This is a genomic window from Flavobacterium sp. P3_A6, assembly GCF_056403035.1.
In genome coordinates this window covers 79,774-102,265 of record NZ_JBFUGG010000008.1, presented here as the reverse complement: position 1 = coordinate 102,265, position 22,492 = coordinate 79,774, and the positions used below count along the sequence as shown (strand labels likewise).

The window sequence follows — 22,492 nt, the reverse complement described above, 5'->3', positions numbered from 1 at the left end:
TTAAAAGTACAAAGATTGAAGTATTAAGTATTATGAAAAAATTACAAATCTAAAATCTCAATGAGTTTATCAACTATAAGTATAAGAAGACCTGTTTTAACAATAGTACTTAATCTTCTGATCATATTATTCGGTTTTATTGGTTACAGCTTTCTGGGTGTTAGAGAATTTCCCTCAATTGATCCAGCGCAGGTTTCTATTAGAACGAATTATACTGGAGCCAATTCTGATATCATAGAATCTCAAATCACAGAACCTCTCGAAAAAGCAGTAAATGCTATCGACGGAATTCGAAATATTACTTCTTCCAGTAATCAGGGAAGCAGTAATATTACAATTGAATTTAATTTAGATAAAGATCTTGAAAGCGCAGCAAATGATGTTCGTGACAAAGTCTCACAAGCTATCCGGAGCTTGCCTCAAGATATCGATGCACCGCCAGTAGTCTCTAAGGCTGATGCCGATAGTGAATCTATTATTTCGATGACAGTTCAAAGCGACACTAGGAGTTCATTAGAACTAAGCGATTATGCAGAGAATGTTATTTCTCAACGTTTGGAAACCATTCCTGGTGTGAGCGGCGTCCAAATTTGGGGGCAAAAGCGATACGCGATGCGTTTATGGATTGACCCTTCAAAACTGGCTGCTTATGGCTGTACAGTTGCCGAAGTCCGCACAGCTTTAAATGCTCAAAATGTTGAACTGCCTTCTGGAAAACTGACGGGTAATAATACGGAACTTACTGTAAAAACTATTGGGAATTTATCAAAACCCGAAGAATTTAACAATATCATTATCCGTACGGATGGTGATAAAATTGTCCGTTTTAGCGATGTAGGGAATGCAAGTTTAGGCCCTGAAAATATAGAAACTCAACTTTCACAATCTGGATTGCCACTGATTGGTTTGGCTATTGTTCCAATGCCTGGGGCAAATTATTTGGATATTTCAAAAGAATTCTATAAAAAATACGAGGCTTTAAAAAAAGATCTGCCGAAGGATATTAAACTTAACATTGCTTTGGATAATACTATTTTCGTAAAGAAATCAGTACTTGAAGTGGCTGAAACTCTTGGTATTTCTATTCTTTTGGTAATCATTATTATTTATTTGTTTTTTAGAGACTGGGCCATTGCTTTCAGGCCTTTAATTGATATTCCAGTTTCCTTAATAGCAACTTTTTTCATTATGTGGCTTTTTGGATTTTCGATTAACGTATTAACACTTTTGGCTATAGTTCTGGCAACTGGTTTGGTGGTTGATGATGGTATCGTTGTTACCGAAAACATCTTTAAAAAAGTGGAAGAAGGAATGTCGCCAATCGAAGCAGCCATCAAAGGATCAAATGAGATTTTTTATGCCGTAATTTCGATTTCGATAACTCTGGCAGCAGTGTTTTTGCCAGTAATATTTTTAGAAGGGTTTGTAGGCCGCCTATTCCGAGAGTTTGGTGTGGTAATTGGAGCCGCGGTATTAATTTCGGCCTTTGTGTCCTTGACTTTAACACCGATGCTGAATGCCTATCTGATGAAAGGCGGAGAACAGAAAAAATCAAATTTTTATATTAAGACCGAGCCATTTTTTGAAAAATTAAATAGCGGTTATGCAGCTTCTTTAAAGCGTTTCATGGATAAAAAATGGATTAGTTTTCCAATTCTTATAGTTTGTTTCGGATTGATTTATTTATTCTTCACTATTCTTCCAAAAGAAACTGCTCCTTATGACGACCGCAGTTCGGTAACAATGCGTATGACAACTCCTGAGGGATCTTCCTATGAATATACGGATCGTTTCATGCAGGAAATTTCAAAATTAGTTGATGATTCTATTCCGGAGAAAAAAGTGAGTTTGGTTATTACAGCGCCTGGTTTTGGTGCTTCGGCGACCAATACTGGTTTTATCCGACTTTCATTAAAAGGACCAGATGAAAGAAAAAAATATCAGAAAGATATTGCTGATGAACTATCAAAATGGACAAAAAAATATCCTAATGCAAAAACATCAGTGCTGCAGCAAGCTACAATTGCAGTAAACAGACGTGGCGGTTTACCGATTCAGTATATTATTCAAGCCCCAAATTTTGAAAAGCTTCGTGAAAAAATCCCATTATTTATGGATGAAGTTGGCAAGAGCGATGTATTTTCGATTACTGATGTGAATTTAAAATTTAATAAACCGGAAATAAACGTAAGCATTGATCGTGCAAAAGCCGAAAGTCTTGGGATTTCTATTAAGGATATTGCTCAAACCCTTCAGCTTTCTTTAAGCGGTCAGCGTTTTGGTTATTTTATTAAAAACGGAAAACAATATCAGGTTATCGGGCAGTTTGATCAAAAGGACCGTTCAAAACCATTGGATTTAACCTCAATGTTTGTAAAAAACAACAAAGGCGAATTGATTCAAATGGACAATGTTGTCAAAGTAGAAGAACAAAGTAATCCACCGCAATTATTTCATAATAACCGATACATGTCGGCAACGGTTTCAGCAGGTTTGGCGCCTGGTAAAAGCATTAGTGACGGTATTGATGTGATGAACGAAATTAAAGCCAAAGTGCTTGATGATTCATTTACCACAGATTTAGGTGGAGAATCACGAGATTTTGTTGAGAGCAGTTCGAATACTTCTTTTGCTTTTGGACTTGCTTTATTATTAATTTTTTTGATTCTTGCTGCACAATTTGAAAGTTTTATAGATCCGTTTATTATTATTTTGACAGTACCAATGGCGGTTGCTGGAGCTTTATTCTCTCTTTGGCTATTCAATCAGACTTGGAATATTTTTAGTCAAATCGGAACTGTAATGCTTATAGGTCTGGTAACCAAAAATGGAATTTTGATAGTCGAATTTGCTAATCAGCTGCGGGAACAGGGAAAACCAAAATTAGAAGCAATTTTAGAGGCATCTGAAGCGCGTCTGCGTCCTATTTTAATGACCAGTTTAGCCATTGCATTGGGAGCCCTGCCAATTGCCATGTCTTTGGGTGCAGCTTCTACCAGCAGAATTGGAATGGGAGTTGTAATCGTAGGAGGAACAATTTTCTCTTTGACATTAACCCTTTTTGTAATTCCTGCTATTTATCTGATGTGGTCTAAGTCTAGAAAACATTATCCTGAATTTGATCATATCGAAGAATATGAAAAAGACAGTAAATCTTAGACTCTAATTTTTGAAACAAATAGTTAAAGCCGTGAATGTTTTAAAAAAAATTCGCAGCTAATAATTTATCACATGAAAACTAAAAACATATTAAAAAGTCTAGCTTTATTTTTGTTTTGCATCGCAAAAACGAGTGCACAAGAAGTGCTGTCTCTTGAGGATGCCATAAAAATAGCTTTAGAAAACAATTTTGAAATTAAAATTGCCAAAAACAATTTAAGAATAAATGAAACCAACGTAGCCATTGGAAACGCTGGAATGTTACCTAGTGCAACAGCTTCTGTTGTGGATGATAACAGTATTAAAAATTCTTCTCAAACCCGCCAAGACGGCACTACAACCTCGTTGGATAATGCTAAAAATAATAGCTTAAATTATGGTGTTTCTTTGGACTGGACGATTTTTGACGGAATGAGAATGTTTGCCAGATACGACCAATTAAAAGAATTGCAAAAGATGAGCGATGCGCAGCTAAAATGGACTATCATTAATAAAGTCAGCAGCGTAAATTCTGTGTATTACGATTTGATACAAGAACAGCAAAAATTATCTGATTTGGATTCGACTATTGTTATTTCCAAAAAAAGACTTGAATTTACCAAAAATCGCTATATCATTGGAAAAAATTCTAAACTCGATGTTTTAAATGCGCAAGTAGATTTAAATACTGATCTTGGAAATCTGGTAAAAGAAAAGCAAGCCTATTCTAATGCAAAAACACTTTTGAATCAAATATTGGCTCGGGATCTGAAGACAGATTTTATAGTTTCGAATAAAATTAATGTAGATCGAAAACTGCAGCTGGACGCTTTAATGGCATTGGCCGAAAAGCAAAATCCTGAATTGGAAATGCAGTTAATTAATAAAAAAGTAGCCGAATTAGAATTAAAACAAATAAAAGGAGATCGCTATCCTACTATTAAGGTAAATACAGGTTACAATTTCAGTGATTCACACTCAAGTCTTGGTTTTACCTCTCAATCCTCTGCACATGGCTTAAATTATGGTTTTTCTGCCTCTTTGAATTTGTTTGATGGAGATGCACAAAACAGAAATGAAAAAATTGCCAAAATGCAGATTGACAACTCAAAACTGGCAATTGATCAGCAATTAATTCAATTGAGAAGCAATTTGATAGTCGCTTATCAGGTGTATTTGACTAATTTAGATTTGATTGATCTGGAAGTAAACAATACAGCTATTTCAAAGCAAAATCTAGAAATAACTGCCGAAAAATTTAAAATTGGCACTATTACTTCTGTAGAATTCAGAGCAGCGCAATTAAATTATATCAATTCCAGAATTCGTTTGAGCAGTGCACAATTTCAAGCCAAATTATCAGAAATAACATTGAGAGAGTTAGCTGGTAATCTTAATTTTTAATTATTTTTGGCATAAAAAGTCAGAATGATATCCTATAATCCTAAAATTTGGTTCGCGTACATTTTTCGTTTTCATAAATCAGATTCTTTTAAAGAACTATTCCCTATTCTGCTTATAATTGCAGCTTATTCTGGAATCATTGCTTATTTTGAAATGGAATATTTCAAATTAGACGAAAACAGTCATGTTAAAAACCTTTCTGTTATTCATACAACATTAGGTTTTGTAATCTCTTTATTATTGGCATATCGAATCAATTCTGCTTATGATCGTTGGTGGGAAGGACGCAAATTATGGGGGGCTTTAGTTAATAATAGCCGTAATCTAGCCATTAAACTTTCAGTAATATTAAAAGATGAAAAGGATTTAGCCTATTTCCGAAAATTGATTCCTAGTTACGCTTCAATGTTGAACAAGCATTTGAAAGACGAAGAAACGAGCATGCAATTGTTTGAGGATGTCGATTTAGCCTTAGATCACCACAAACACAGACCCAATCAAATCGCTAAAATGCTGTTCCAAAAAATTAATGATTTGTATGTTTCTCATAAAATAACAGGAGACCAATTAATCATTTTGAATAATGAAATTCAATCGTTTACAGATATTTGCGGTGCTTGCGAGCGCATCAAAAATACCCCAATCCCCTATTCATACAGTACTTTTATCAAAAAATTCATTTTCATCTTTGTCTTGACCTTACCGTATGCATATTCTTTCACTTTGGGATATTATGTAATTCCTGTGGTGTCTTTTATTTTTTATGCATTGGCAAGTATCGAAATAATTTCTGAAGAAATTGAAGAACCATTTGGTTACGATGACAACGACTTGCCAATAACAAAAATCACTCAAAATATAAAAAGACATATAGAAKAAATTTTATAAGTTTTATTAATTATTTTTAGGAACAGGAACATTACGCATTTTTTGTTATATGGGTCCTGCTCTTCACTTTATCTTTGCTTTTTTAAAGAAAAAAAGCAAAGATATCATTTCGATCAGGGTTAAAGGGATTTATAGTACTACTTTGCTATCATTTTCCATTAGAATCAAACTCAGATTTCAAAATAAAATTTGTTGTCATAGTTTTAAATTTTGCCACAAACTAACTTTGACCCTCACGAAACATTGATTATATTTGCGCTCGAGACCGTAGGGCAAACGGACGAAGTAATCTTGAAAAAAACGTAAAATGAAAATATCTTATAACTGGCTAAAACAGTTCATTAAAATAGATTGGAAATCCGAGGAAACATCAGCATTACTTACCGATTTAGGACTTGAAGTAGAAATTGTTGAGAAATACCAATCTATAAAAGGAGGATTAGAAGGTATTGTTGTGGGACATGTATTAACTTGTGTACAACATCCTGATGCCGATCGTTTAAAAATTACTACTGTCGATCTTGGAGACGGTACTCCAATACAAATTGTTTGCGGTGCCAGTAATGTTGAGGCAGGGCAAAAAGTGCCAGTAGCAACCATTGGAACAGTTTTATATGATAAAGAAGGAAATTCATTTACCATAAAAAAAGGAAAGATTCGCGGACAGGAAAGCCACGGAATGATTTGCGCCGAAGACGAATTAGGTTTAGGTGAAGGTCATGACGGAATTATGGTTTTAGATGAATCAATTCCAGCGGGAACATTAGGTTCTACTGTTTTTAAAATAGAAAATGACGAAGTTTTTGAGATTGGCTTAACGCCTAATCGTGCTGATGCTATGAGTCATTTAGGCACTGCACGTGATTTAAGAGCTGGTTTGATTCAAACAGGAATTAATGTTGAATTGATTACTCCATCAGTTAGTAATTTTAGAGTTGATAAAAGAACTTTAAAAATAGATGTTGATGTAAAAGATATTCAGCTTGCTCCAAGATATTGTGGCGTAACTATTTCTGGACTTACCGTAAAAGAATCTCCAGAATGGTTAAAAAACAGATTAAAAGCTATTGGGATAAACCCAAAAAATAATATTGTAGACGTTACTAATTACGTATTGCATGATTTAGGTCAGCCCCTGCATGCCTTTGATGCTACTAAGATTAATGGAAAAATTTTAGTGCAGACACTTCCTGCAGGGACTAAGTTTGTCACATTGGATGACATAGAAAGAACTTTGCACGAAGAGGATTTAATGATTTGTGACGAAAAAGGACCATTATGTATTGCGGGAGTTTTTGGAGGAAAAAAATCTGGAGTGACAGAGACAACGACTTCTATTTTCTTAGAGAGTGCTTATTTTAATCCAGTAAGTATTCGTAAATCTGCCAAAAGACATCAATTGAATACCGATGCTTCTTTTAGATTTGAAAGAGGAATTGATCCAACAATTACTGAATATGCTTTAAAAAGAGCTGCTTTATTGATCCAAGAAGTAGCAGGCGGTGAAATAACATCCGACATTGTAGATATCTATCAAAAGAAAATTGAAGACTTTACTGTGTTCTTGAATTTCAAAAATGTTTCCAGAATTATAGGTCAAGAACTGCCAAAAGATACCATCAAACAAATTTTAGCTTCTTTAGAAATTAAAATTAACAGTGTTTCTGACGCTGGTTTGGGATTAATAATTCCAGCTTATCGCGTTGATGTACAAAGAGAAATTGATGTTATCGAGGAAATTTTGAGAGTATATGGATATAATAATATTGTATTCTCCAAGAAGTTAAATGCGACAGTGTCTAATTCGCCAAGAAATGAAGATTATAAAGTACAAAATACCATTGCAAGCCAATTGAATTCTCAAGGATTTAATGAAATGATGGCCAATTCATTGACTACAGCTTCGTATGTACAGCTTTCGGAAACCTTAAAAGAGGATTATAATGTGACAATGTTAAATCCGCTGAGCAGTGATTTAGCAACAATGCGCCAGTCATTGCTATTCTCTGGATTGGAAGCAATATCATATAATATTAACCGCAAGAATGCGGATTTAAAATTATTTGAATTCGGGAAATCATACCATAAATTTCTTGCTGGATATGAGGAAATTAAGCATTTAACATTATTCCAGACAGGAAATAGAAACCAAGAGAGCTGGACAAATGCTCAAAAACCTTCTGATTTCTTTTTGTTTAAAGGATATGTTGAAGCTATACTTTCGAGATTAGGAATTTCTAATGCTAAAAGTGTAGCCGTTTCTTCAGATGTATTTTCGGAAGGGATTGCATTTGGATTAGGAAATGATACTTTAGTTGAATTTGGCGTTGTTAAGAAATCAATTCTTAAGCATTTTGGAATAAAACAAGAAGTTTTATATGCTGATTTTAATTGGGTGGCAGTTTTAAAATTAATGTCCAGTAAAATTAAATATACCGATATACCGAAATATCCTGAAGTCCGTAGAGATTTAGCTTTATTAGTAGATCAAGATATAACTTATGATACTATTTATACGATTGCTAGACAAACTGAAAAAGCGTTATTGAAAAATGTCAATTTATTTGATGTGTATGAAGGCCAGAATTTACCAGAAGGAAAAAAATCGTATGCATTGAGTTTTATCATTCAAGATACTACCAAAACACTAGAAGATGCTCAGATTGATAAAATCATGAATAAGCTGCAAAAGAATTTTGAAACCGAACTTGGAGCAAGTTTGAGATAATGTTTTTCAAATTTGAATAAAAAAAAACTAATTCATATGAATTAGTTTTTTTTGTTTTAAGTCAATGTATTTTTATAKATTTTTAATCACAAACTCACTTCTTCTGTTTAGCTCATGCTGTTCTTCATCACATGAATCTTCAGGAATGCATTTTACAATTGGAACAGATTCTCCATATCCTTTAGCTTGTATTCTGTTTTTAGAAATTCCTTGTTCTAAAATATAGTTTCTTGTTGCATCGGCTCTATTTTGAGAAAGAGTCAAGTTGAATTTTGCAGTACCGCGATTATCTGTATGAGAACCAATTTCAACGACCATTTCTGGATATTTGTTCATTAATTCAACCACACGATTTAGAATTTTTTTAGATTCCTTTCGGATGTACCACATGTTGTAATCAAAATAAATAGGTTCTGTTTTTATGATTAATCGGTCTTTATCTTTGACAACATCTTTTTCGGCTGCAACTATAGCTGCCGTTTTTTCTTTTTTCTTTGCTTCAGCTAATTCTTTTTGTTTTTTATCTGCTGCGAGTTTGTCATTCTTCAATTGCTGAATCGCTGCTAATTCAGCTAGTTTTTTGGATTCAAGAGCATTAGCTTCAGCTATTTTTTGTTCTTGCAAAGCAATTGCATCATCTTTTCTTTTTTGTTCAAGTGCCACTAATTCTGCAGCTTTCAATTTTTCTGCTGCTAATTGTTCTTCTTTTTTAATTATTTCCAATGATCTGATTTCCATAGAGCCATCATTGGATTTATTTCTCTCTTTAGAAGCAGTTAATGATTTTGAATTTTCAGTATAATTTTCTTTTGTTACCAATAACGAATACTTAGACTCACATACAATAGAAAAATTAAATTTTCCATCTGCAGCAGTTATAGTTTTATCAAGTTCTTGATTCTCATTGTTTCTTAATATGACTTTTGCATTTTCTAATGCAAGATGGGAATCTGTATCGGTAATTATTCCTGCGATATATTGTTTGCAGTCTTCAATAAGCAATTCTTTGGTTTCTTTGAATGAATAAATATCATCTTTTCCTTTTCCCTCAGACCTATCCGAAGAAAAATAACCTTCTTTGGAATCTGAGTCAATATAATAGGCAAAATCATCATAACCAGAATTTACAGGAAGCCCAACATTCAAAGCTTTAGAATATGAATTATTGTGAATATCCGAAACAAAAATATCTAAAGCTCCATATCCTTCCAGTCCATTCGAAGAAAAATACAATTGATGGTCTTTAGAAACAAATGGAAATTGCTCTCTTTTCGATGTATTTATATTTTCTCCTAAATTGGTTGGAACTCCATATGTTAAGCCGTCAACAGAAACACTGAAAATGTCAAAAGATCCTAATGTTCCTGGCATATCAGAGGCAAAATATAATGTTTTCTCATCAGGGCTTAAAGCAGGATGTTCTACTGAATATTCAGGACTGTTGAATGGTAATGACACGATATTTGTCCATTTACCATTGATTAATTCTGCTCTGAAAATCTGAATGTTTGATATTTTGTTTGCATCTTTTCCTCTCTTTCCATTATTGTAATTGTTTCGGGTAAAATACATTGTTTTGCCATCTTTTGTAAAAATAGCATTCGATTCATGCATTGGTGATTTCAATTCTTTAGAAAAATAAGTTACAATGGAATCCTTTGCGTTTATATTCTTCAATGGAATGCTTACTAAATTCAGATAACCCTCATTATTCCATTTATAGGTTTTATCAAATAGATTGGGTTTCTTTTTTACAGCTGCAAATACTAAATTATCGTTGAAAACCACTCCTCCAAATTCAGAGTTTGGTGTGTTCAAGGCTAAATTTACGATTTCAAATCTATCTCCAATTGCTGTGACATTGCTTAAGCTTTTGATATCCTTGTCTAATTTTTCAATTGCGGTTTTATTATTTGAAACTTCATAGTAATTTCTCAGGACAGTATTGGCTTCAGTATATTTTCCTCTGGCTTTTAGCGTTTGTGCGTATTTAAAATAAAAGTCGTCATTAAGTTCTTTGCTTTCGCTTCGAAATAAAATAGAATATTGTGCTTGAGCTTTATCATATTGATTGGTATAGTAATAACAATCTCCCAAATTTTGAATTATTGCAGTACTTTGGTCTTTGAGTCTAATTTTTTCATACAAAGGAATGGCTTCGCTATAATACGTTTTGTTAAAAAAATGGTTTGCTCTTTGCAAATCCTGCTGTTGGGCTTGTGCAAATTGGATTGTAAAAACAATTAAGAGTATATATATTCTTTTCATCTTTATTTTTTTAGAAGAATCTAGGCGATTTATTATATCCTTTACCCAATAAATCCAAATTATACAATAATACTATTTCATGTGAACCCGAATTAAATTGACTCAGATTAGAAATAGTATAATCGTATGAATAACCAATCTTTAAATTAGGAGCTACATTTACATTCATAAGAACGCTTACAGCATCTCCAAACCGATAAGCGGCACCAAGTTCAAACTTTTCATTATATAGTACATTTGCAGTTAAATCTACAGAAACCGGTGCTCCTTCAACAAATATTGCCATAGCAGCTGGCTTTAATTTGAATTCTTCATTGATATCAAAAACATAGCCTCCTGTTAAGTAACCATGAACTCTATGAGTTCCAAAGGAATTAATTTGGCCTTTAGATGATCCTATATGTTCGGCAGTAAGTATGTTTGGAACAGACAGTCCTACATAATAATTATCAGTGAAGTAATATGCTCCTGCCCCAATATTAGGCATAGTTTGATTTGTGTTTTCAGCAAATGCCAAATCAGTAGAAACATCACCGCTATTTAATTGAAAGCCATTAAAGTTTGTACTTATTGTAGAGAACCCGGCTTTTATTCCAAAGGAAAGTTTATGTATCTCATTTAAATGAACAATATAAGCAAAATCAGCAAATACATTAGTTTCTTTTTTGGCGCCATCACCAATATCATCCGAAATTAATGATAATCCTGTTTCTATTTTTTCATTAATAGGAGTATGTGCAAATAAAGTCATCGTTTTTGGAGCGCCTTTAATTCCTGCCCATTGGTAACGATACAGGCTTCCTAAATTTAAGATTGCCGGTATATCTGTTGCATAAGCAGGGTTTATTACACTCATATTGTACATATACTGTGTAAAATGAGGGTCTTGCTGAGCGCTCGCCTTTAGTATGGAAAGGAAAAAAAACACAAAAAGTATTAATTTTTTCATTTGAATAAATTTAGTAGTAAAAAAAGAATTATCGGTTCAAATAAAGCTGTCCTTGTCTTGGGGAGAAGTTGTCTTTATTATAATTGATAATATAAAAATACACCCCAGTACCAGCATCACCGCTTATAAAACTTGAATTAGAATTTTTTCCATCCCAATCTGGTTTGTTGATATTTCCTTTGAACATGATATTTCCATATCTATTAAATATTTCTATGCTGAAATTTGGAAACAAATATTCGATATCTAATATTTTGAATGTATCGTTAATGCCGTCTCCATTTGGTGAAAAACCATCAGGAATCGTTAAGCCGTCTGGTGTTACATTACAGGAAATTAATGTTACAGTAGCCTGTAATGGTTCTGAAACACATTTAGTATTTGGATTGTAATCAATTCCATAGTAAGTTGTTCCCTCGGTAAGCAATTCGGTATTGGCAAGGGCAGTTCCATTGACAGGTGCATTATACCATGTTAAATCTCCAGTATAATCAGTATTGCTGGATAAATTTTTAATAGTTGGTTTGTCAGCTCCGCAAAAATTTTCTCCATTAGTTTTTAGTGTTGGCGCTGGTACACTGTTTATTGTGATACTTACAACAGTTGCATTTGATTCACATCCTGTTGCGGGATTTATTTCTTTCAAATAGTAATTTCCAGTTACCAAAAGAGTGTTAGGCAGTAATGGTGATGTGCCTGCAGCAGAATCATACCATTTATATTGTGTTCCGCTGGGCTTTAAATTGGCAACTGTTGCTGAATCTTCTTTACAAAATCCTTGATTATTCGCAACTGGCATATTTGGAATTGGTAAAATAGCAAAGTTTTGAGGAATAAGATTTACTACAGCAGAACAAGTAGTGACTAAATTGACTATCCCGTTTATAACTAATGAATTAGTTCCTGTGACAGAAAGTCTAGAGCCTGGTATTGTAAAATTAGTGTTGCCTCCAGTTACAACTAAAGGATCGGTTTGTAGATTAATTGTATTGGCTCCAGATACAGCATAGCTTAATGTGATACTGGATAAGGTTCCCAATCCTGAAATAGTAACATTTAGAGGCTGATTTGGACAGCCATCTTTAACAGTTACAACCATATTAGAGGTATCTGGTGGTCCATTTACTGTGAAATTAGTTTTTTGATCAACGAATAAAGGACAGCCATTTGCAGTATTGGTAATGTTTGTTAGATTAAAAGTGGTTAATCCTGCTTTAGGTATATCAGTTGCTGGAATTACAAAACTGACTTTTCCATTTGTTACAGTTAATGGAATGGTTTTTAAGTTAACTATATTAGCTCCCAATAATTGATAATTAATATTGATTGTAGTTAAAGATCCTAAACCTGATAACTCTACGTTTGTGGCCTGCCCTTGACAAATATCTTTAATAGTTGTCACCATGTTAGTAATATCGGGTAATGGGTTTGTTGTAAAGGATCTGCTTAGATTTGCTGTATTTGTACAGCCTGTAGTAGGATTGGTAATATTTGTTATTAAAACTGTGGTCGAACCTGCATTTGGAACAAAATTAGACAGAATTTCAAATCGGCCAACTCCGCTAATTACGCTAAGGACAGCTGTTATACCTGAGCCAGTATTGGCACCGCTTAAATTATAGAGTACATTGTAACTTCCATTAACAAGGTTTGAACTTCCTCCTAATAGAACAGTTACAGTATAGGATTGACAAGTTTGTGCAATTGATAATCTGGCACTATCAATTTGAGGAGTTGTATTAATAGTTATGGGAATCATTTTTAAGGCTGATTCACAATGAGTCGTCGGATTTACTTCTTTAACATAATAATTTCCAGTATGTAAAAGAGTCGTACTGGCCAATGGAACCGTGCTTGTTGCAGAATCCAACCATTGGTATTGATTTCCTTGTGGGGTTAAATTGGCAACAGTTGCATTATCTGTGCTGCAGAAAGGTCCGCCCGAAGCCACAGGGGTATTTGGAAGTGGATTAACTGTAAAAGGAATTGGTTTATTTATTGCAAATGTACAGCCTGTTATAGTGTTTGTTACATTTGTTATGTTCAAAGTGGTTAATCCTGTATTAGGAATATCGCTGGCTGGAAGGAGAAATTTAACCTGACCAGAGACAGCGGTCAAGGAAACAATTTTGGAACCTGCATTATTGTTTCCTGTAAGGTTATAAGCAACGTCAATGGAAGTTAATACGCCTAAATTAGTTAAAGTTACTTCAATTGGTTGGGCAACACAGGCATCTTTAATATTAATCCCTAAATTAGCTAGATCTAGAGAGGGATTCACAATAAAATCTTTTCTAAGTGTTGATGTATTATGACAGCCAGTAAGAGAATTGGTGATTTTAGTAATTGCAATTGTTGTAGTGCCAGTCTTTGGGATATAAGCTGATTGAACATTAAATGTAGCCAATCCGCTAGTTACATTCATTGTTGCAGGTATTCCGTTTAGAATGTTACTCCCGCTTAAATTGTAAATAATATCATAGCTTCCATCGGAAAGATTTGAAGTGCCGGAAAACTGGATTATAGCATCCGAACCCTGACAAACAGGAGCAATCGTAAGAGTGGCGCTATTAATCTTAGGGCTTGGATAAATATGCAGTACATCTTCAATTGTTCCAACAATGCTGGAACAAAAAACAGGGCTTGAGGTCAAAGTAACATTGTTTACGCTGATTGTGTAATTTCTAACTTGTAAAAAATAAGACGTGGGAATTGGGAATGTTAAAACACCATTAGAAAAGTTTTGAAAGGTGGTAAAGAAACCTACACCTGATATTGAATAGTCAACTCTATATGTCCCATTTGCAATTGCTTTTGTTCCTTGTGTTAAAATTCCGGTATAAATTGTAGTTGTTAAATCATTTTCACAAACAGGATCAGGATGTACACTTAGTGTTGCAGTGGTAAAATCTAGCTGTTCTCCTATTGCAATAATTACAGTAGCTGATTGGTCGGTACAAACCCGATCATCTTTTGGAGGTTTTACGGTATACGTAAATCTGTAATAACCAGGGCCTTTTGTATTGTATATGTTTTGAATGTCAATTGTAGAGTCTGTGCTATTGCTTAGTTCTGATGTTCCTGATTCTGTCCAAGTTCCGCCGGCATCTTCCCCATTCAGTTGATTATATAAATTTATATTTGTATATGCACTAAGCTGGTTGGAACACAGGTTTAAATTAGTGGGTGTGCCTGGTTCTGGAGTACGATAAATGGATACTGCGACTTGAGACGATACCTTTGGGCAGCTTCCAATAGCATTTATAGTGTATTTATAGGAGTATGTGTTGTAAGGAGGCGGAACAGAAGCATTCAAATTACCAGTTACAGTATTTAACCCTCCTGTATAATCAAGCCCTTCCCAAGTTCCTCCGCTTTGTGGAGCTAAAACTGGTGTTCCTTGAAAAACTTGAAATAAGCTATACGAATGATCTGAACTGCAGATAGAATTATTTGGTCCCGGAATTCCTGCATATCCACCAATAGTAACTTCTATCATAGCCGTATTAGTAATACAGCCAACAACTCCATCTACTGTATAGGTATAATGATAGACTCCACTTTCAAATACTTTTTGGGCATTTAAAATACCTGTTGCTAAATTTAGCCCGCCAGAATTATCGTCATCACTCCAAGTACCTCCTGCTGTATGTGACCCTAATAGTGCATTCAAATCAATTGTTTGACTGCTAATATTAGTTATATCACTGCTGCATAAAGTGAGGCTGTTGTTATTCCCGGCACATTGAGCATATATGTCTGTTGAAAATACAGAAAAAAACAAAACAATTAAACAAGCAGGTAATGCAAATTTGGAGGAGAAAGATAATTTTCGAACCATAAATTGTATTTAGTTTTATCAAAAATAAACATTTTTCGAATTGAAAATACAGTTTTATTCTTTTTAATTGATTAAAAATGCGTTAGATATGAAAAAATGATATTTTAACAAAAAAAGTCCCGATTTAATCGGGACTTTTTATATTCAGAAAATCGAAGAATTATTTTTTCTCTGATTTTTCCATTTTAGCTTTCAATGCAGCTAATACATCATTGTTATCTCCCAAAGTTGCAGCTGGTGCATTTGTAGTAGATGCAGATGAAGTATTTTCGGTTGCAGCTTTCACGTTTTTCTCTTCTTCTTCACGGAAGATAGCAGTGTGAGAAGCAACTACTCTTTTGAATTCTTTGTTGAATTCAATTACTTTGAAATCAGCAGAATCTCCTTTTTTCAATTTCTTACCGTCTTCTTTTTCAAGGTGACGAGTAGGAATGAAAGCAACGATATCATCTCCGAATTCTACAGTAGCTCCTTTGTCAACGATTTCAGAAATCTCACCATTGTGGATAGTTCCTACAGCGAAAGAATCTTCGTATTGATCCCAAGGATTAGCAGTAGTTTGTTTGTGACCTAAAGATAATTTACGTCCTTCAACATCTAATTCTAATACAACTACATCAAGTTTTTCACCAACATTTACAAATTCAGATGGGTGTTTGATTTTCTTAGTCCAAGATAAGTCAGAGATGTAAATTAATCCATCAATTCCTTCTTCTAATTCTACGAAAATACCAAAGTTTGTAAAGTTTCTAACGATACCTGTATGTTTAGAACCTACAGGGTATTTAGCCGTGATATCAGTCCAAGGATCTTGAGTCAATTGTTTGATACCTAATGACATTTTACGGTCATCTCTGTCAAGAGTTAAGATAACAGCTTCAACAACATCACCTACTTTTACGAAATCTTGAGCAGAACGTAAATGAGTAGACCATGACATTTCAGAAACGTGGATTAAACCTTCAACACCTTCAGCAACTTCGATAAATGCACCGTAATCAGCGATTACAACTACTTTACCGTTTACTTTGTCACCAATTTTCAAATCAGCGTTCAAAGCATCCCATGGGTGAGCGTTCAATTGTTTCAATCCTAATTGAATTCTTGTTTTCTCATCATCGAAATCAAGGATTACAACGTTTAATTTTTGGTCTAATTCAAGAACTTCACTTGGATGGTTGATTCTGCTCCAAGAAAGGTCAGTAATGTGAATTAATCCATCAACACCACCTAAGTCAATGAACACACCATAAGAAGTAATGTTTTTAACAACACCTTCTAATACTTGTCCTTTTTGTAATTGACCGATGATTTCTTTTTTCTGTACTTCAATATCCGCTTCAATAAGCGCTTTATGAGAAACAACAACATTTTTGAATTCGTGGTTAATTTTTACCACTTTGAATTCCATCATTTTGTTTACATATACATCGTAGTCTCTAATTGGCTTAACATCAATTTGAGATCCTGGTAAGAAAGCTTCAATTCCGAAAACGTCAACGATCATACCGCCTTTAGTTCTGCATTTCACAAAACCATTAACGATTTCTCCTGTTTCGTTAGCAGAAATAACTCTATCCCAAGATTTGATAGTACGTGCTTTTCTGTGAGATAATACCAATTGACCAGTTTTGTCCTCACGGATGTCAATTAATACTTCTACTTTATCACCTACTTTTAAAGCTGGGTTGTAACGGAATTCGTTCAATGAAATAACACCTTCCGATTTTGCGTTGATATCAACGATAACGTCTCTATCTGTGATTCTTACAACTACTCCTTCAACTACTTCTTCTTGGTCAGTTGCAATAAAAGTTTTTGATACTAGTTCTTCGAATTCCAATAAGTTTTTTTCATCTACTGCATCGATACCTTCTTCGAAGTTATGCCAGTTAAAATTTGCTAAAAACTCTTCTTGTGATTTTAATTGTTCAGACATGCTGATAAAAAATTTGTATTCTGTTTTTCTTGAGTTTCTCAAAGTGATAGAAAAAACAGAAGTTGTTTTACTTAAATTGTTGATACCTAAAGGAAACTCCTATTCACCAAAAGGTGTGCAAAATTAATTCTTTTTTCTGAACTAGCAAAACAAAACACATATGATTATCAATCTATTGTTTCAGGAGCAGAAAATTTTGCTTTTTCAGAGAGTTTAGTCCCGCTATCCGTTACAATCTTGTTTGCCAAACTCCAGCAAACAAGGATTTTCACTACTATCGGGGCTAGTTTAGACGTTTAGTTTTTCATAAGAGATTATAGTCCCGATAAGTTTTTACGCAATTTTGTCAATTCCGACGAAGGAGGAATACGAATGTGGCTTAACACCTGAAAGCCTAAAAAGAAACACTGAATTTATTACAAAAATGGCGTAACCTGCAATTACTCCAAAAATTTGTTTTATCATAAATGTTATTTAATTAGTTGCCTATTTATAAGCAGCATTTATATGTAAAAAATCCTAACAAGTTTAAAACCTGTTAGGATTATATATTTTAATCTGAATTACAATTAATGACTCAAGTTCTCAACAACATCTTCATTTGGATTGTGCTCATGCTTGAATAAAATGGCAAACGCAATTGCAACAATCAAAGCATAACTGGCAAAAGCCAGCCAAATCATATGCCAATCTTTCATCATGATTACTTTATCAAACAAACCATTTACAGAAATTGAATTTCCTTGGCTTTTTATAAATTCCAACATTTTTGGGTTTGTAACATCAGTCTGTAAAAATGAAGCCAATTCAGTACTAGAGCTAAAAGATTTTGTAAAAAAACGATCAATCGCCCATCCTGAAGTTGTACTTCCTAATATTGCTCCTACTCCATTAGTCATCATCATAAACATTCCTTGAGCCGAAGAACGATTTTTGGCATCAGCATGTGTCTCCACAAACAAAGACCCCGATATGTTGAAAAAATCAAAAGCCATTCCGTAAACGATGCAAGACAATACAATCATCCATAATCCATCGGTAGGATTCCCAAAAGAAAACAATCCAAAACGCAATACCCAAGCCAGCATACTAATCAGCATAACCTGTTTGATTCCAAAACGTTTTAAGAAAAATGGAATGGCAAGTATGAATAAAGTCTCCGATATTTGAGAAATAGACATGATAATGGTCGAATATTTTATTACAAAAGAGTCAGCGTATTTAGGAAAATGTTTAAACTCATCCAAAAATACATCTCCATAAGCATTTGTTAATTGCAAAGCGCCACCCAAGAACATGGAAAAAATAAAGAACAAAGCCATTTTGTAATTAGCAAATAATTTAAAAGACTCCAATCCCAAAGTTTCCATCAAAGAAGCGTCTTCTTTGATTAATCGCTGTGGTTTGCATTTAGGCAAAGTAAAAGAATAAATCCCCAGTACAACAGCCGAAATTCCAGCAATATAAAATTGATAAGCAGTCGCTTTGTTTCCTGTCAAATTGGTCATCCACATCGCTACTATAAAACCAATAGTTCCAAAAACACGAATGGGTGGAAAATTCTTAACAACATCTTTGTTGTTAATCTTCAAAGCATTGTATGAAATTGAATTGCTCAAAGCAATCGTTGGCATATAAAAACACATAGCCAATAGCATCACATAAATAAAAGCAGTTGGAGTAATAACTTCAGGGATGTAAAATAAAACAGCGCCATATAAAATATGAAGACCTCCGTATAATTTTTCGGCATTAATCCATCTGTCAGCTATAATACCAGCTATTGTAGGCATAAAAAGGGAAGCAATCCCCATAGTTCCAAAAACTAAACCAAATTGGGTACCTTCCCAGTTTTTGGTTCCAAACCAATAATTTGCAATTGTAATTAACCATGCTCCCCAAACAAAAAATTGAAGAAAACTCATTATTATCAATCTGTTTTTAACTCCCATAAGATGATTTGTATTTTTTATTTGTAGATTTTTGAGACGCGTAAATCTACCATTAAAATTGATATTACCAAAAAATACTAGCTATTAATCACTTCATTTGCCAAATCCAAAACAATATCAAACTGCTCCTTGCGGTCCAAATATGAATTGTCAACTTCAATAGCATCTTCAGCTATTATCAAAGGAGAGTCGTCTCTATGTGTATCAACATAATCGCGTTCCACTACATTTTTCAAAACCTCTTCATAGGAAACAGAATCTCCTTTTGCCTGCAATTCGTCAAAACGTCTTTGCGCACGTGTATCGGCTCCTGCCGTCATAAATATTTTAAGCTCGGCATTTGGAAAGACAACCGTTCCTATGTCTCTTCCATCCATAACAATTCCTTTTGCTGCACCCATTTCCTGTTGCTGTTCGACTAATTTGGAACGTACTTCGGAAATTGCCGCTACCGCGCTAACAAAACTGGAAACCTCCAAAGTCCTAATTTCGGTTTCCACATTGATATCATTCAGGTACATTTCTGCAAAACCCAACTCAGGATTGAATTTAAAACTTAATTTTATAGAAGGTAAGCTGTTTACCAATTTGTCTTTATCTAAAAATTCGATTCCAATGCAATTGTTTTGCATTGCAAATAAGGTTACTGCACGGTACATAGCACCAGTATCTACATATACATATCCTAAATGTTTAGCGAGCTGTTTGGCTAATGTGCTTTTTCCAGTGGATGAAAATCCGTCTATTGCTATGGTGATCTTTTTCATGTTTTTATTTTAAAAATAAGTTCTAAGTCTTTTCTCTTTATTCTGAAAATCATTCCCCAAAATTAATTATCAATCCAAACAAGCTGGTATTTCCTGCTAAAGTATATTTGGAGTACGAATAATTAAATTTCAGTTTGTTTAGCTTTAGTCCAAAACCAAATGACAGTCCAGAGAAATTGCGCTGATCTTGAATCTGCAGTTCTGAAGATCTTCTAAAATTATATCCCAATCTAATATTAAAGGCTTTCTTTGGGAAAAGTTCCGCACCAAAAATCATGTGCCGTAGCACATTGTTAAAAAAGGATGCTTTTTCTTCGGTTACAGTGCCATCAATAGAAGTTTCAGAATTCACAGGATTAGAAAATGCCAAATTCCATTGCTGTAAATTTTCAATGGTTAAGTGCCAGCGTAAGGGTACATGCTCTAGTTCTTGAGAAACTCCTGCGATAATTTCAAAAGGCAGATTTTCTCTTGTGCCGTCATATGTAGTAAATTGAGTTCCAATATTCATTAAGGTTAAAGCCCAATTGACATCATTCTTTTTATCAATATACACCATTCCAAGATCTACGGCTCCTCCAAAAGAGCTGTAGCTTTCTAATGTGGACTGAATAAGTTTAGCATTAGTACCTATGTGAATATCGGTATAGGGAATATTATAGGCATATCCCAACGAAAGGGCTATTTCGCTGCCAGTAAATGAACTTGTAGGTACTCCATTTTCATCATATCCATCAAATTTTCCGTAGTTAATATAATTGATGCCTGCTTGAAATGTCTGCAGATGCTGGTCATAAGTATAAGCATAAGAAGCGGTTCCGTATGTTACTTCTTGGTAGTAATTTCCGTAATTTAAAGACAAACGATTATCCATTTCATCATTGATTGATGCAGGATTGAAAAGTGCCTGATTGACGTCTTCATCATAAATGGTAATTACTTTTCCGCCTAGTGCTGCTTGTCTTGGCGAAGTAACCAAGTTCAAAAACTCGTAAGTGTACTTCCCTCCTATTTGTCCGTAAGAAGCCGAACAAATCAATATAAAAAAAAGAAAAACAGATTGTTTTGACATGCTTGAAAAGAGCTTTTACCTGTACTAAACCGCAACTGCGAAGATAAAATTATAAATTTGAAAAAATCAAAATCTAATATATAATTTCAAACAAAAAAATAAACAGCAAATTCCAGAACTAAAAAATATTAAGATTGGAATTTGTTGTTTATTTACTAATAAGACTTCTATTTGTCTAAATTGGATATAAATATTTCTTGAAAATTTTTAATAATACCATTCATTTCATTTTCCTGATTGGGTAAAACTTCATAAATAGATTCAAATTCTACTTCACTTTTAGTATCGTTTATGGAGCTGATATTAAATATTCCTTCATAATTATAAACAGGCATTGGAGTTGATAGAATAATGAATTTCAGTTCCAATTTATTTTCATTCGCTAAAGTTAGCTTTTCAACTATTTCACCTCCGCCTTTGAGATAAATATTTCGAATGGCACCAATTCCATTTCCTTGTACAATAACTTTTTCAATAAGATCAGGCACAAATTTTTCCGTGCCTCCAAAACTTACTAATTTTTCCCAAATTATTTTTTTCTCTAAATTAACTATGCCTGTTGATTTTAGGCTAACTTTTATTTTACTCATTGCTATGTTTTATGTTTTAAGCAAAAGTAAAACAGTGAAAAATAAATAAATTTTGATTTTTTGCAAAAGTATCACTATTAGTTCAAAACCTTGCCTGCTCTTTTTTGAATAAGAAACTGTTTTGGAGAAATACCAAAATGTTTTCCAAATAAATTAATGAAGTAGGAGATATTTTCGTAACCGACTTCGATTGAAATTTGCTCAATATTTAAATTTGAAGAACTTAATAATTCTACAGCTTTTTCAAGCCTTTTATTTACTATCCATTTTTTTGGCGATATATCAAATTTTCTTTGAAAATCTCTATTAAAAGTCGAGATGCTTCTGCCTGCCAAAAAAGCATAATCTTCAATACTTAATGGCTTATCATAATTATCCAGCATTAACTCCTCAAGATTTCTTTTTTTCTTTGAGCTTATTGAGGCTAAAATTTGTACTAAATGATCTTGTTGAGGCGAGTTGTAAATTAGATGCAATAATTCTAAAAGCTTTAATTTTGTAACTTCTTTATTTGTGTTTTCAGGATAAATTTTCAGGATTGCTTCTGTAAAAGCTTTTATGTTTTCGGCGTAATTTAGAAGCAAAACAGGTTTTAAATCAGATGTTTTAACGGGCTTAATTTCAAGTAAAAAACTATTAATCAGCTTTTCTTCAAAAAAGTAAAAAACTGCTTCAAATTCGCCATTTTTAGGTATTATGTCAGAAATCATATATCTGCCTTTCGGTATAAAAACCAACTGGTTTTGAGTAGCAGTAAATCGCTCTTCATCATAATATGTTTCTATATTTAATTCTCCCTTTAGAACAACTGACAAAACATGAGAGGAAACATAATGATCTGTATTGACATCAATGGTATCAATTGTTTTGTGTACAATACAAGATAGACCGTCGACCATTATTTTTCGAACTTTTTTATGCTGATATAAAAGTTGAGGAACTACTTTCATCTGTCT

The 22,492-nt window shown here is 33.6% G+C and carries 14 protein-coding genes; 4 read left to right on the top strand and 10 right to left on the bottom strand.

Going from position 1 to position 22,492, the window contains the following annotated elements; genetic code table 11:
• The first annotated feature begins 60 nt into the window (after positions 1-60).
• The 4 genes from AC1DVP_RS10310 (at position 61) to pheT (ending at position 8,158) form a co-directional block, all read left to right on the top strand.
• The gene (locus AC1DVP_RS10310) at positions 61-3,159 is read left to right on the top strand and encodes an efflux RND transporter permease subunit (RefSeq protein ID WP_477183382.1); all 3,099 of its coding nucleotides are present in this window, start codon (positions 61-63) and stop codon (positions 3,157-3,159) included.
• 72 nt (positions 3,160-3,231) lie between these two features.
• A complete protein-coding gene (locus AC1DVP_RS10305) occupies positions 3,232-4,542 on the top strand; it encodes a TolC family protein (RefSeq protein WP_477183381.1) in 1,311 nt (436 codons plus the stop codon).
• A gap of 24 nt (positions 4,543-4,566) precedes the next feature.
• On the top strand, positions 4,567-5,430 hold the full coding sequence (locus tag AC1DVP_RS10300) for a bestrophin family protein (protein ID WP_477183380.1): 864 nt from the start codon (positions 4,567-4,569) through the stop codon (positions 5,428-5,430).
• 307 nt (positions 5,431-5,737) lie between these two features.
• The gene (gene pheT, locus AC1DVP_RS10295) at positions 5,738-8,158 is read left to right on the top strand and encodes a phenylalanine--tRNA ligase subunit beta (RefSeq protein WP_477183379.1); all 2,421 of its coding nucleotides are present in this window, start codon (positions 5,738-5,740) and stop codon (positions 8,156-8,158) included.
• A gap of 72 nt (positions 8,159-8,230) precedes the next feature.
• On the opposite strand, the gene AC1DVP_RS10290 is transcribed toward pheT, so the two are convergent.
• From AC1DVP_RS10290 to AC1DVP_RS10245, 10 genes are all read right to left on the bottom strand, one after another.
• Entirely contained in the window at positions 8,231-10,426 is a 2,196-nt protein-coding gene (locus tag AC1DVP_RS10290; RefSeq protein WP_477183378.1) for an OmpA family protein, read from the bottom strand.
• A 10-nt stretch (positions 10,427-10,436) separates the two neighbouring features.
• Positions 10,437-11,375 carry a PorP/SprF family type IX secretion system membrane protein gene (locus tag AC1DVP_RS10285; RefSeq protein ID WP_477183377.1) on the bottom strand — a complete coding sequence of 313 codons (939 nt, stop codon included), beginning with the start codon at positions 11,373-11,375 and terminating at the stop codon, positions 10,437-10,439.
• A gap of 28 nt (positions 11,376-11,403) precedes the next feature.
• Positions 11,404-15,216: a T9SS type B sorting domain-containing protein gene (locus AC1DVP_RS10280; protein WP_477183376.1), complete on the bottom strand. Its 3,813-nt coding sequence runs from the start codon at positions 15,214-15,216 to the stop codon at positions 11,404-11,406.
• A 160-nt stretch (positions 15,217-15,376) separates the two neighbouring features.
• Entirely contained in the window at positions 15,377-17,155 is a 1,779-nt protein-coding gene (rpsA, locus tag AC1DVP_RS10275; RefSeq protein WP_477183375.1) for a 30S ribosomal protein S1, read from the bottom strand.
• Between the two features lie 333 nt (positions 17,156-17,488).
• Positions 17,489-17,620: a hypothetical protein gene (locus AC1DVP_RS10270; protein WP_477183374.1), complete on the bottom strand. Its 132-nt coding sequence runs from the start codon at positions 17,618-17,620 to the stop codon at positions 17,489-17,491.
• Between the two features lie 104 nt (positions 17,621-17,724).
• Entirely contained in the window at positions 17,725-19,107 is a 1,383-nt protein-coding gene (locus tag AC1DVP_RS10265) for a nucleoside permease (protein ID WP_477183373.1), read from the bottom strand.
• A 77-nt stretch (positions 19,108-19,184) separates the two neighbouring features.
• Positions 19,185-19,874, bottom strand: a complete 690-nt coding sequence (gene cmk / locus AC1DVP_RS10260; RefSeq protein WP_477183372.1) for a (d)CMP kinase — start codon at positions 19,872-19,874, stop codon at positions 19,185-19,187.
• A 49-nt stretch (positions 19,875-19,923) separates the two neighbouring features.
• Positions 19,924-20,946 (bottom strand): type IX secretion system protein PorQ, encoded by a 1,023-nt coding sequence (gene porQ, locus AC1DVP_RS10255; RefSeq protein WP_477183371.1) that lies wholly within the window; start codon positions 20,944-20,946, stop codon positions 19,924-19,926.
• A gap of 167 nt (positions 20,947-21,113) precedes the next feature.
• On the bottom strand, positions 21,114-21,536 hold the full coding sequence (locus tag AC1DVP_RS10250; protein ID WP_477183370.1) for an SRPBCC family protein: 423 nt from the start codon (positions 21,534-21,536) through the stop codon (positions 21,114-21,116).
• 77 nt (positions 21,537-21,613) lie between these two features.
• The gene (locus AC1DVP_RS10245) at positions 21,614-22,486 is read right to left on the bottom strand and encodes a helix-turn-helix domain-containing protein (RefSeq protein WP_477183369.1); all 873 of its coding nucleotides are present in this window, start codon (positions 22,484-22,486) and stop codon (positions 21,614-21,616) included.
• Between the last annotated feature and the right edge of the window lie 6 nt (positions 22,487-22,492).

Excerpts from the sequence above, each read along its gene's own strand:
- cmk (WP_477183372.1), bottom strand. The coding sequence starts at position 19,874 with ATGAAAAAGATCACCATAGCAATAGACGGATTTTCATCCACTGGAAAA.
- AC1DVP_RS10270 (WP_477183374.1), bottom strand. The coding sequence starts at position 17,620 with ATGATAAAACAAATTTTTGGAGTAATTGCAGGTTACGCCATTTTTGTA.
- pheT (WP_477183379.1), top strand. The coding sequence starts at position 5,738 with ATGAAAATATCTTATAACTGGCTAAAACAGTTCATTAAAATAGATTGG.
- AC1DVP_RS10305 (WP_477183381.1), top strand. The coding sequence starts at position 3,232 with ATGAAAACTAAAAACATATTAAAAAGTCTAGCTTTATTTTTGTTTTGC.
- AC1DVP_RS10310 (WP_477183382.1), top strand. The coding sequence starts at position 61 with ATGAGTTTATCAACTATAAGTATAAGAAGACCTGTTTTAACAATAGTA.
- AC1DVP_RS10265 (WP_477183373.1), bottom strand. The coding sequence starts at position 19,107 with ATGGGAGTTAAAAACAGATTGATAATAATGAGTTTTCTTCAATTTTTT.
- rpsA (WP_477183375.1), bottom strand. The coding sequence starts at position 17,155 with ATGTCTGAACAATTAAAATCACAAGAAGAGTTTTTAGCAAATTTTAAC.
- AC1DVP_RS10280 (WP_477183376.1), bottom strand. The coding sequence starts at position 15,216 with ATGGTTCGAAAATTATCTTTCTCCTCCAAATTTGCATTACCTGCTTGT.
- AC1DVP_RS10245 (WP_477183369.1), bottom strand. The coding sequence starts at position 22,486 with ATGAAAGTAGTTCCTCAACTTTTATATCAGCATAAAAAAGTTCGAAAA.
- AC1DVP_RS10250 (WP_477183370.1), bottom strand. The coding sequence starts at position 21,536 with ATGAGTAAAATAAAAGTTAGCCTAAAATCAACAGGCATAGTTAATTTA.
- AC1DVP_RS10285 (WP_477183377.1), bottom strand. The coding sequence starts at position 11,375 with ATGAAAAAATTAATACTTTTTGTGTTTTTTTTCCTTTCCATACTAAAG.
- porQ (WP_477183371.1), bottom strand. The coding sequence starts at position 20,946 with ATGTCAAAACAATCTGTTTTTCTTTTTTTTATATTGATTTGTTCGGCT.